This is a genomic window from Eubacterium sp. AF15-50, assembly GCF_934835595.1.
Classification (GTDB): domain Bacteria; phylum Bacillota; class Clostridia; order Lachnospirales; family Lachnospiraceae; genus Eubacterium_G; species Eubacterium_G segne.
Genome location: NZ_CAKVZL010000062.1, coordinates 1 through 13,064, shown reverse-complemented (window position 1 = coordinate 13,064; position 13,064 = coordinate 1). Strand labels below are relative to the sequence as shown.

The 13,064-nt window shown below is 36.3% G+C and carries 10 protein-coding genes and 1 pseudogene; all 11 read right to left on the bottom strand.

The window, feature by feature from the left end:
* Positions 1–118, bottom strand: a pseudogene (locus Q5O73_RS07710) (tRNA threonylcarbamoyladenosine dehydratase); the annotation flags it as partial.
* Positions 112–552 (bottom strand): polysaccharide deacetylase family protein, encoded by a 441-nt coding sequence (locus tag Q5O73_RS07705; protein WP_302669398.1) that lies wholly within the window; start codon positions 550–552, stop codon positions 112–114. The pseudogene Q5O73_RS07710 and the gene Q5O73_RS07705, both read right to left, overlap by 7 nt.
* Positions 553–648: 96 nt before the next feature.
* Positions 649–2,751 carry a heavy metal translocating P-type ATPase gene (locus Q5O73_RS07700; protein WP_302669397.1) on the bottom strand — a complete coding sequence of 701 codons (2,103 nt, stop codon included), beginning with the start codon at positions 2,749–2,751 and terminating at the stop codon, positions 649–651.
* 189 nt (positions 2,752–2,940) lie between these two features.
* Complete coding sequence (locus tag Q5O73_RS07695; RefSeq protein WP_021952717.1) at positions 2,941–3,297, bottom strand: helix-turn-helix transcriptional regulator; 357 nt, start codon at positions 3,295–3,297, stop codon at positions 2,941–2,943.
* A gap of 316 nt (positions 3,298–3,613) precedes the next feature.
* Positions 3,614–4,738, bottom strand: coding sequence for a phosphopentomutase (locus tag Q5O73_RS07690; RefSeq protein WP_302669396.1), 1,125 nt, complete (start codon positions 4,736–4,738; stop codon positions 3,614–3,616).
* Positions 4,735–5,175, bottom strand: coding sequence for a cytidine deaminase (gene cdd / locus Q5O73_RS07685; protein WP_118588793.1), 441 nt, complete (start codon positions 5,173–5,175; stop codon positions 4,735–4,737). The genes Q5O73_RS07690 and cdd overlap by 4 nt, the downstream gene beginning before the upstream one ends.
* Positions 5,176–5,226: 51 nt before the next feature.
* The gene (locus Q5O73_RS07680; RefSeq protein WP_302669395.1) at positions 5,227–8,931 is read right to left on the bottom strand and encodes a hypothetical protein; all 3,705 of its coding nucleotides are present in this window, start codon (positions 8,929–8,931) and stop codon (positions 5,227–5,229) included.
* Positions 8,932–9,145: 214 nt separating this feature from the next.
* A complete protein-coding gene (atpC, locus tag Q5O73_RS07675) occupies positions 9,146–9,559 on the bottom strand; it encodes an ATP synthase F1 subunit epsilon (protein ID WP_021952720.1) in 414 nt (137 codons plus the stop codon).
* Positions 9,560–9,631: 72 nt separating this feature from the next.
* Positions 9,632–11,023, bottom strand: a complete 1,392-nt coding sequence (atpD, locus tag Q5O73_RS07670) for a F0F1 ATP synthase subunit beta (RefSeq protein WP_021952721.1) — start codon at positions 11,021–11,023, stop codon at positions 9,632–9,634.
* A gap of 56 nt (positions 11,024–11,079) precedes the next feature.
* Positions 11,080–11,964 (bottom strand): ATP synthase F1 subunit gamma, encoded by an 885-nt coding sequence (atpG, locus tag Q5O73_RS07665; RefSeq protein ID WP_118588790.1) that lies wholly within the window; start codon positions 11,962–11,964, stop codon positions 11,080–11,082.
* Between the two features lie 32 nt (positions 11,965–11,996).
* Positions 11,997–13,064, bottom strand: a 1,068-nt coding sequence (gene atpA / locus Q5O73_RS07660) for a F0F1 ATP synthase subunit alpha (protein WP_302669394.1), incomplete at its 5' end; no start/stop codon positions are given.

Sequence of the window (13,064 nt, the reverse complement as noted above, 5' to 3'; positions counted from 1 at the left end):
CCTCAACCACATAACCGCCGACTCCGCCGATTCCAAAAACTGCAACTTTTGCATTTGCAAGCCGTTCCATATTATCTGCACCCAGCAGTAACTGGGTTCTTGAAAACTGATTCAACATATCCTGTGCTTTTCTCCTGTTATTTCCTTAATGGCATTATTGGTATCCTCAATTTCTTTTTTTGCCTCATTATATCCGGTTTTTGCCAAATCTATGTGGGTATACGTATGATTTCCAATTACATGCCCGTCTTTTTTCATTCGCTTCACTATCTTTTCAGAATAAGAAATCCTCTCTCCTGTAAGAAAGAATGTTGCCTTGACTCCCCTTTTTTTTAGTCCTTTTAATAGTTTTTCCGTATATTTTGTGCTTGGTCCGTCATCAAATGTTAATGCCACCCTTGGAATGGTACCTTTCATGTCACTTATATTTAAATTTGCTTCACTGGTTTTTACGGATTCCTTATTATCAGGTACTTTTCCAAAAATAAAACATATTATTAAAATGCATAAAATAATTACTTCTGTTACAATTACAACCGTCGTTTTTTTCATTTTCTACCATTATTAGTCTTTATTAATTATCATATTCAAAAATGGCTGCATTTAGACATAAATCTAATGCAGCCATTCCTGTTATATTCTGACTAATTATTTAGCTGTTCTCATTGCATTTAAAATTGCCAGTACACAAACACCTACATCTGCAAAAACTGCAGCCCACATAGTTGCTATACCAACTGCCGCTAATACAAGAACGGCAACTTTTACTACTAATGCAAAGATAATATTCTGCTTTGCTATAGACAGGGTTCTTCTTGATATTTTAATTGCCTTTGTAATATTTTTCGGATTATCATCCATTAATACAATATCCGCCGCTTCAATTGCAGCATCGCTTCCCATGGCTCCCATGGCAATTCCCACGTCTGCTCTGGCAAGAACCGGTGCATCATTTACACCATCTCCCACAAATGCCAATGTTTTGCTCTCCTTTAAAAGTTTCTCTACATGAGATACCTTGTCTGCCGGAAGTAATTCTGAATGAACTTCGTCAATTCCTAATTCCTTAGCAATGCTGTCTGCGATTTCTTTTCTGTCACCTGTAAGCATTACCGTCTTTTTAACACCTAATTCCTTTAATTTCTTAATTGTCTCCTTAGATGTTTCCTTAATTTGATCCTCAATCAGGGCATATCCTAAATATTGTCCGTCAACAGTTACATATACAACCGTTGCTGCACCTTGTGCATTATCACTGGCAATACCAAACTGATCCATAAGTTTCTTATTTCCTGCAAGAATAGTGCTTCCGTCTAACTGTGCTTTTATGCCTTTTCCATGTATTTCCTCTATGGAAATTTCATTCTGTCTTGCCTCAATATCAAAGTAGGCTTTTGAATCAGTAATCTTCAATGCGTCCTTTAATGATTTTGCAATAGGATGATTTGAATATATTTCCGCAATAACTGCCGCCTTTAAAAATTCTAAATCGGACAACTTTGAGTTTATTTTGCTAACCTTGAAAATTCCTTTTGTTAAAGTTCCTGTTTTATCAAATACGATTGTGTCACATCCTGATATTTTTTCTAAGTAATCGCTTCCCTTTACCAGAACACCTTTAGTAGATGCAGCACCTATTCCTGCGAAGAAGCTAAGGGGTACTGATATTACCAGGGCACAAGGACATGATACAACTAAAAATGTTAAAGCACGGTAAATCCATGGCTGCCATGTTTTGGCAAAATCAGCAATGTTTCCACCTAATACGAAGCTTACAACAAGGGGAGGTATTATAGCTAATACCACTGCACATGCAACAACAATCGGTGTGTACACCTTTGCAAATCTTGTAATAAATCTTTCTGTTTTTGCTTTCTTACCACTTGCATGTTCAACTAATTCAAGTATCTTTGAAACTGTTGATTCACCAAATTCTTTTGTTACTTTAATTGTAAGGGCTCCATTTATACTAATTGAACCACTGATTATATCATCTCCTGCCATCGTTTCTCTTGGAAGACTTTCTCCTGTAAGAGATGATGTATCAATACTTCCCTGACCACTTATAACCACACCGTCAAGAGGAACCTTTTCTCCCGGTTTTACAATGATTGTATCACCTATTTTTACTTTGTCAGGTGATACTTTTTCATATGAGCCATCTTTCTTTAAAAGATTTGCATAATCCGGTCTGATATCCATTAAATCTGTAATGGAATCTCTTGATTTATCAACGGCGTAATCCTGGAATAATTCACCTACCATGTAGAATAACATTACGGCACATGCTTCAGGATACTGTCCTACGAAAAATGCTCCCAAACTTGATACCGTCATAAGGAACTGCTCATCCATAGCTTTTCCTTTAAAAAGATTTTTTATGGCATTTAATACAATATCTCTTGCTGTTAAAAGATATATAAGGAGATATGTTATAAGCTGTGCCATGTCAATGTCTATGGTTTTAAACAATCCCGGAATATGAAATATCACCATGGCAATTAAAAATACCACAACTCCCGCTACTGTTTTTCTTAAGTCAATTTCTGCACCATCTTCGCAACAGTCACATCCATGGCTATGTCCGTGATGATCATGATCGTGACCGCATGAGCAATGATTATGATCGTGATGATGTTCATGGTCATGGTCATGACCACATGAACAGTGGTCATCATGGCTGTGACTAGCACTTCCACCTTCATGACTACGTTCATTTTTTCTGTTTATTATGTTGTCATATAAATTCATTGTCCTTCCTCCTAATTAATTATTGTAGCGCCCCCTCCCTTCGGTCAGCGGCATTTCGTCGGAAACATTTATAGAAAATGAACTTCGTTCATTTTGTTTCCTCCTCAGATGTAGCGCCCCCTCCCTTCGGTCAGCGGCATTTCGTCGGAAACATTTATAGAAAATGAACTCCGTTCATTTTGTTTCCTCCTACTCCATAACGTGTTCTAGGCCCTGATTTAATATGGACTGGATGTGTCCGTCATCTAATGAATAGTATATAGTTTTTCCCTCTTTTCTGTACTTTACTAACCGCATCTGTTTTAAAATTCTAAGCTGATGTGATACTGCTGACTGTGTAAGTCCTAAACTTTGCCAAATATCACATACGCACAACTCACCTTCTGACAATGCATATAAAATTTTAATTCTGGTGGAGTCGGCAAACACCTTAAAAAATTCTGCCAAATCACAAAGCATACCTTCGTCCGGCATATTTAAGCTTCTGCTTTCTACCACATCATCATGGTGATGATGCTCTCCACAACTCTGTAACTTTTCTTCCATATGATTTACCTGATACTTCTGTGTATCATTCCTTTCTTTTAAACATATGAACCATTGTTCATATGTTATATTATTATATATGCCATAATATGTCAATAGTTTTTTGCACAAAAAAAGAAACTGCCATGGGACATTTTTATTTATCAACATGACAGTTTCAATATGATGAAATTACTACTTTTTAACTTTTACCGTTTTTACTTTACTCCACTTTCCAAAATATTTTATACCCTTTATGCTACCTCAATATAGCTTTATCTTATACCAGATACTATGATTATATAAGGTGTAATATTTTTATTTCAGTGTTATTTTTTTAAATGTTAAGACTTTCACATACTACCTTTGAAACATAAGAAAATCCCTTTATTATTCCAAGATTTTTCGGTTTAATATTTTTATTGTAAATTAGCAAAGGAACGTATTCTCTTGTGTGATCCGTAGTCATTGTAAACGCCGGATCACAGCCATGGTCGGCTGTAATTATCAGCAAATCCTCATCCCTTAACTGTTCCATAAATCCACCTAAAAATCTGTCAAACTCCGTTGCCGCATTAGCGTAACCTTCAATATTTCTTCTGTGACCATACAGCATATCAAAGTCAACTAGATTAAGGAAACACAAGCCGTTAAAATCTTCTTTTGCAACCTGAGCGATTTTTTCCATTCCCTCCTGATTTCCTGTGGTGCGATAAAATTTAGTTATTCCTCTGTTATTAAAAATATCAACAATTTTTCCAATGCTTATAACTTCTTTTCCGGAATTAGTTATCTTGTCAAGCATTGTATCCGCAAATGGAGACAATGCAAAATCATGACGTCTGGTGGTACGTTTAAAATCATCCTTATTCGTACCCTCAAAAGGTCTTGCAATAACTCTTCCCACAGCCATATCTCCTATTAGCATTTCTCTTGCCATACGGCAATATTCATATAATTCTTCTACAGGAACTATCGACTCATTAGTTGCAATCTGACACACACTATCTGCACTGGTGTACAAAATCAACGCTCCCGTTTTCATATGCTCCTCACCATAATCCTTTATTACCTCCGTTCCTGAATATGGCTTGTTGCATAAGCATTTTCTTCCTGTTTTCTTTTCAAATTCTTTTACAAAACTATCCGGAAAGCCCTGTGGGAAAGTTGGCATAGGTTTATGACTTACAAGTCCTGCTAATTCCCAGTGTCCAATAATAGTATCCTTTCCCATGCTTTCTTCCTGCATTTTTCCATACATTCCTATTGGATTTTCAACGCCTTCCTTATAATCCGTACCTTCAACATTAAACAATCCAAGTTTAGTCATATTGGGGCAGTTAAATTTAGGACTGCCACTTATGGTTCTAAGAGTATTGGCTCCTACGTCTCCGAATTTATCAGCATCCGGTGCCTCCCCTATTCCAAAGCTGTCTAAAACAATTAAAAACACTCTCTTCATTTTTGTTTCCTCCTTATATTCTCAGGGCCAAATCCCAAGGGTAATATTTCCTTTAATTTGAATATTTTATAATTATTCTCATTAACTGCCAATATTATTTCAAATGATTCAGGATTACAAAATTCCATCATCACCTGCCTGCAAACGCCACAGGGTGCTGTCATCTCTTCTATTTTTCCTCCTTTTCCTCCAACAATACATATTCCCATAAACTCCCTTTCTCCCTGACTTATGGCTTTGAAAAATGCCGTACGTTCAGCACAGTTTGTAGGAGTGTATGCTGCATTTTCAATATTACATCCCGTGTATAACTTTCCTGTTTTTGACATGAGCACCGCTCCTACCTTAAAATCAGAGTAAGGGGCGTATGAATATTTTATCTGCTCTATTGCCAGGTTAATCATGTTTTTTATTGTATCTGTGTTAATATCGGTCATAACTTATCTCCCTTAATTTTTATGACTTCATTATACCACTTTTTTTGTTATTTATCTTGCTATAGTTCCTCCCCAATTATACTTTACTTCTTTGTAATTACTATCAACAACTGTTAATATATCCTCATATAAATACCTGTGACCTGCATATGTAGACATTAATGCATTATCATATAGTTTTTTTGCCACATCATATATGGAATAACTATATACTTTACTATAAAGGTAACTACCATCAGATAGTTTTGCATAAGCTCTTACATAATACTTTCTTGTATATGCAGCCACTGTTGTTCCGTTGTCACACATTGTCATAACATAATTTACAGCCGTTTCAGATGATGAATACTGTTTATTAATAATTCCATTTTCTGTTGCCTTCACTGTGGAAATATATTTACTTTCACTTCCAACATACATATCATCTTCACTTACACCATTTTCATCTACACCGTAAACGTTGCCAAATTCAATCACTTCCATGCCGTCTATTTGCGGCTCCACGGTGGATACTGTTCTAATTCCCTTTAATACATTGCTAATCTGAAATCCCTGAACATTAACCTTATCTGATATGTTTTGCTGCTGATTCTCTATTAGTTCAATTTCTGATAACTGTAATATGTTTCCACTGTTTATTTCCAAAAAGCAAATTGCGAAATAGCAATACTTTCCCGGATTCTTTGATTTAAAAATAGTTCCTGTATAATTTTTAGCCGGTAAATTTCCATCTGACACAGCATCAATTATATTCCAGTTTTTTCCATCATTTGAACCCTTTAATATCCATTTTACGGGATTTCTTCCAGGATTATTTTGTGTGTCATTTGCAGTATATAAAACATATTCATCTATGGAAACCGGTTTAGTTGTCTTCCACTTTATATTTGCCGGTATGGTTTCCGTACAATATTTCGTGGATGTTGAACCGTCAAATGCCATATATGCATTTTCTGTTCTTATGGCATTTCCTGCATTCTTTGATGATACCGGTGAACCATTTACAGACACTGTTATTAACTCATCTCTTAATTTTTTTCCCTTTTCAATATCACTATCACTTCCTATTACGGCATTTTTCCCATTTACTTCGCTTAAATTACCACCTGGTGCATCAAAATCTATTCCCAGCTCTTTTCTATAATTATCATAGGTACTCATTTGTATTCCGTTATCTGTTGTTATTTTGTAGGTATATTCCCCTGCAAATATTGCTTTAGTTGCACCTGCATCTAAAATATCCTGCAATTTTTGTTTGTTACCGCTATTAAGCCCTGCATTTTCTTCCGAATTAGGACATATAGCATATTTTGCACCAATGGCTTTATATAAAGATGTAAGGCGGTTATATCCATGATGGGCAACCTGAACCATATCACTTTTTAGCTCATTTCCGTACATTTTTTCCAATTGGTCACTTTTTTTAATATCCCCTAGCAACATAAGACTTTTTCCGTTTATTGTAATCTTAAGCACTGTGGATGCTGTATTCATGTCACCGCCTAAAGTGGTTTTTCCATCAGTACTTACCCAATCTTCATGAGTACACATTACGTCAAAATTAACCCCCTGCATTGAAAACCTCTGTCCTGTATGAAGAGATACATGATTAACATTTGGAAAATATGTGTTAAATGCCTTTTTCATTTTAAAGGTTCCCCCATCATAACCACCTACGACTCCATATGCCGGGAAATTAAACAACACACTTTCCACATCGATGTAGTCATGATACATTGTTACAAATTGATGTGCCCCAAAAACGTGATCTCCATGGGCATGTGAGAAAAACCATCCTCTTATTTTAACTTTATCATTTTCGGAGGTATTTGTTATTTTTCTCATAAAATTAAGTTCAGCTGCCATTGCCTCCTTTGATGACTGCCTTTCATGTCCACTGTCAATTAAGAACAGACTGTTATCTGCCAGCTTTATTATAAACATCATACCACAATCTATCTGCCAGTAATCCGTTACACTGGTAGTTGATTCTCCTTTAGTGTAATCTATGCTATACATATACATTTCTGTTTCACTGTCACCTGTCAGTTTTGTGCTGATGTTTGAAAGCAATGTATTTGAAGCATAATCGCATATTACCCTTACTTCATTTTTACTATAAGTATAATATATATAGTATATACGTCCAGCTTTAGTTAAAGTATAATACATATTGTTTTCCATCTCTCTCTTGCTCGTTTTCCCGTACCCTCTGCACACTAACTTGTCTACATAATCCTCAAAAGTGCTCCTACTTGTATCTTTTATTACAACCATCTTTGCATCCTCTGATGTGGTTCCATTTTCATCACTTGCCATACCCGGGCCACAATTATAAATGTTATCAGAAACCACTCCGTCAATGTATTTTGGCATATTTTCTAACTTAACATCTACTGTATCATTATCTGTGGGATTGCTTTCATATACAGCGTTTTTTTCAAAATAAAGCACCGGATAACCCCCCTGACTGTTTTTCCTATAGGCACTTGCACCCTCAGTATAAGCTGTTATTTTATTATACAATTCAGTTGAATTTTGAAATGTTTCTCCTGCTGTACCTGCTGTTGCATTACTATTTAATTCTGTTTCATATTCACTTCTGCCTGACATATAGAAATTTTTAAATTCTCCATTAGAAGGATTTCTAACTACACATATTTCTGCCTCAAGTTTTTTCTCACTGGCATTATAGCAATATAATACAGACAACTTGTTATCAGATGACAGGTTTGCATAACCAAATATTCCAAAATAATTTCCATATCCGTTTCTTGCCAATGTATTTCCATTATCAGTGTATTCCACTACATTTCCCACATTGTAACAATATCTTATTTTTCCACTCTTAACATATCCTATAATTCCTGCTGCTCTTTCCCCTTCTGTTTTATATACCTCTATATTACCTTTATTGGCACAATAACTTATATCAACATATGTAGAATTTTCATTAACGGAAGTTTGTCCCACAATTCCACCTATATTGTCCTTACCGCCATTTACAATAATCTCACCATTATTAATGGTTCTTGCTACTTTAACACCACTTTTAGCAACCACTAACCCTACTATTCCTCCAACAGCTCCTGATGTACCGTTGTTATAATCATTTTCCCCTCTTTGGGCTGACATGGCATTAACATTTATCTCACCATTATTCACAGAATTTTCAATGGTACTTTCCTTTTGTTCATTTTTCACACCTCCTGCTATTCCACCTACATTTAGCGCCTCTTTCGTTCCTGTGGCATTAATTGCTACATCCGTTGTACAGTCATATATATATCCTCCTGATAGTACAGCTGAAATTCCTCCTACATATCCACCTGCCACAGAAACATTTATACTTCCTGTAACAACCAAATTATGTATTTCTCCTGAAACATAATTAAACAGGCCTATTTTCTCTATCTCCTCCGTTGAATCCGTCCTGTTAATTCCTATCTTTATAGAATGTCCATTTCCATTAAATTCCCCTGAATAAGGTTCTGTTTCAGTTCCAATTCCCTGAAAATTTTCATATCCTGATAAATCAATGTCACTAGTAAGTATATAGTCCTTACCGGGATTTTCTTTTGCCCACATTAATTCCTTTGCACTTGAAATCTGATATGTACCATCAACCATTTTCGGTTGTGATAATTCATTTTCATCCGCCATTACATTCATACTTTTAAAGTCATGGGATATCCCTGAAAACATCTGAAAAACCGTGGCAATAATTACTATATAAGCCAATATTCTATTCTTCATAACAACTCTCCTCTCTTATGATAATAATATACTTAAATTATATAATGTTGTTTTTTCTTATTAAAGGCTTCTAATTTTATAATTGTTTCTTTTTTCAATGTGTTCCCACGTTATTTTCAACTTTTATAAAAAAAGCAGTTGTGGTATTTAATGGATATTTCACCATTAACACTCCAACTGCTAAATTAATTCTTTATATCATTTCATTCGTAAATTATTTACCGCTTGTAGCCTTAAGTCTTGTCATTGCTCTTGCAAGAGATGCTCTGGAGTGGTAATACTCCTGGATACTCTGCTTCTGTCTCAATTGCTCCTGAGCTCTTTCTTTTGCTTCCTCAGCCCTTACCTTATCGATTTCTTCCGGCCTCTCTGCAGTTTCCACCAAAACCGTAACTCGGTTATTTATGGTTTCAACAAAGCCTGCACCAACTACAACTGTTTCGTAGTCTTTTTCTCCGTCTTTTTTGAACTTCAAGACTCCATTTTCCACGGCACTTACCATATTTTCATGGTGTGCCATAATTTCTTCCTGACCGTCATGTGCCGGCACAATAACCGATGAGCATTTTCCCGAAAAGAACACTCTGTTTGCGGCAATTATATTTAAATTAAATGTATTTGTTGCCATATGTTACCCCATTCCGTTTTCATTTGAAAACAATGTATTATGATGTGAGTATCAAAAGCCAATTTTGTAACATTATTCAGCCATACTTTCAGCTTTTTTCTTTACATCTTCAATAGTTCCTACGTTAAAGAATGCATTCTCAGGATATTCATCCATCTCGCCGTCAATTATAGCCTTAAAGCCCTTTATTGTCTCGCTAAGAGGAACATATACACCTTTAACCCCTGTAAAGTTTTCTGCCACATGGAATGGCTGTGACAAAAACTTCTGGATTTTTCTTGCTCTATATACAAGCATTTTATCATCTTCTGATAACTCTTCCATACCAAGAATTGCGATAATATCCTGTAATTCCTTGTATTTCTGAAGAATTTCCTGAACCTTACGTGCTACATCATAATGTTCTTTTCCAACAATATCTTCCTCTAATATACGTGATGTAGACTCCAAGGGATCAACTGCCGGGTAAATACCCTGTTCAACAATCTTTCTTGATAAAACTGTTGTAGCATCCAAATGGGCAAATGTTGTAGCAGGTGCCGGGTCAGTTAAGTCATCAGCCGGCACATATACTGCCTGTACTGATGTAATTGAACCATTCTTTGTAGAGGCAATTCTTTCCTGAAGTTCACCCATTTCATTGGCAAGGGTTGGCTGATAACCTACCGCTGACGGCATACGTCCTAAAAGGGCTGATACCTCTGAACCCGCTTGGGTAAATCTGAAAATATTATCTATAAACAATAATACATTCTGATGTTCCACATCTCTAAAATATTCTGCCATTGTAAGTCCTGTTTCAGCAACACGCATACGTGCTCCAGGTGGCTCGTTCATCTGTCCGAACACTAAGGCTGTTTTTTCCAGAACCCCTGACTCTTTCATTTCTGTCCACAAATCATTACCTTCACGGGATCTTTCTCCAACACCTGTGAATATGGAATATCCGCCATGCTCAGTTGCTACGTTGCTGATAAGTTCCTGAATAAGCACTGTCTTACCAACACCGGCACCACCGAACAAACCGATTTTACCACCTTTTGCATATGGTGCTAACAAATCAATAACCTTAATTCCTGTCTCTAATATTTCCTGTGCAGGATTTTGTTCTTCAAAGCTAGGTGCTTCTCTGTGAATTACCCATTTTTCTTCACTGTCAGGCTGCTCGCCACCATCTATTGCCTCTCCTAATACGTTAAAGAGACGACCTAATGTTTTTTCACCAACAGGTGTCTTTATACCACTTCCCGTTGCCACTACTTCCATGTCTCTTGAAAGTCCCTCACTTGACGCTAACATTACACAACGTACAACATCATTTCCTATATGCTGTGCCACTTCCATAACACATTTTTTGTCACCGTTTTGTACTTCTAATGCATCTTTAATTGCCGGAAGCTTTCCGTTTTCAAAGACAACATCCACAACAGGACCTAAAACCTGTACTATTTTTCCTGTTTCCATATAAAATGTTCCTCCATTTTATGAATCTTAACTGTAGATAAATTCTATGTATTATGCTACTTTTTCTTTTTCTGAGACTTTGCACCTGCTATTACCTCGGTAATTTCCTGAGTAATGGCAGCCTGTCTTGCACGATTGTATAAAATACTTAATTCATGCAACATATCTTTAGCACTTTTAGTTGCAGCTTCCATAGCCATCATTCTTGCATTTTGTTCGCAGGAATAACTTTCAACTAAAGCACCATATACAAAACCTTCAATATATCTTGGAACAATTCTGTTCATAACCTCCTCCGGCGATGGTCTGAAGGATACCTGCTCTATAGGTATTCCTGCCGGAATCTGAACCTGAAAGTCTGCTTTTTTAAGAGGAAGTAACTGTAAAAGCTCCGCCTCTTCCTTTATTGGACTAACCATCTTTGTATATATAATATATATTTCATCAAGTTCACCCTTTATATATGAAAGAAGTAATTCCTCCGTAATGTTTCTTGCCCTGTTTAAGGTAGGATTCTGAACTGTGTAATGAAACTGCTTATCAATATGGCATCCTCTTTTTTCAAAATAATGCCTTCCTACCTCTCCCAATACAAAAAGCTTGTGCTTCTTCTGACTTTTCAGATGTTCTTCTGCAATTTTTAATATGTTATGATTGTATGAACCTGCAAGTCCTTTATCCGCCGTAATAACAATGTACCCGGCTCTCTTTTCTTCAGGACTTTTTTCACTTGTTCTAAAAAATATGCTTTCCATATCCGGAACATGTCTTAAAATTCGCCCCATCTGAGACTGTAACGCGTAAAAATAAGGTTCCGTATCTTCCAGCATTTTCTTTGATTTTTTTAACTTTGACGAGGAAATCATATACATTGCATTTGTTATTTTAAGTGTATCATTGATACTCGCCATTCTCTCCTGAATTTCCTTTGTGTTTGCCATTTCTGACCTCTCTTACTTCAAAAATCCATCAATTACTTAGTAGCCTTATATTCATCAGCTGCTGCTAATATTGCCTTTGACAATTCATCTGATAAATCTTTTTTGGTCTCTATTTCCTCTGAAATTTCCGGATGCTTCAAATCAATATAATTTAATACTTCTCCGCAATATGACTTAACTTCATCAGTTGGAATATCATCAAAAACTCCATTATTTGCCATATGCAGTATAAGAACCTTTTCATGTAATGAATAAGGCTTACACAGCTTCTGCTTCAATAATTCCATAAGAGCTTTTCCGTGATTAAGCTGTTTCTTTGTAGTTTCGTCCAAATCTGATGAAAACTGGGTAAACACTTCCATTTCCCTATACTGTGCCAAATCAATTCTTACGCTTCCTGCTGCTTTCTTCATTGCCTTAGTCTGTGCCGCACCACCTACACGGGATACGGAAAGACCAACGTTTACTGCCGGTCTCATACCTGAGAAGAATAAGTTGCTTTCAAGGAATATCTGACCATCAGTAATTGAAATAACGTTTGTAGGAATATATGCTGACACATCTCCTGCCTGAGTTTCAATAATAGGAAGGGCTGTTATGGAACCGCCACCTAATTCATCACTTAACTTACTTGAACGCTCCAACAATCTTGAATGAAGGTAGAATACGTCTCCCGGATATGCCTCACGTCCCGGTGAACGCTCTAACAATAATGATATGGCTCTGTATGCTACCGCATGCTTTGATAAATCATCGTATACAATAAGTACGTCTTTTCCCTGATGCATAAAATACTCTGCCATGGCTGTACCTGCATATGGTGCTATGTACTGTAATGATGCTGCATCACTGGCTGTAGATGACATTACTATGGAATAATCCATTGCCCCATGAGTTTCTAACGTTGAAACTATCTTTGCTACAGTTGATGCCTTCTGTCCAATGGCAACATATATACATATAACATCCTTGCCCTTCTGATTGATTATGGTATCTGTGGCAATGGATGTTTTTCCTGTCTGTCTGTCACCGATAATCAACTCTCTCTGACCACGTCCAATAGGGAACATTGAGTCAATGGACAAAATTCCTGTTTCCAT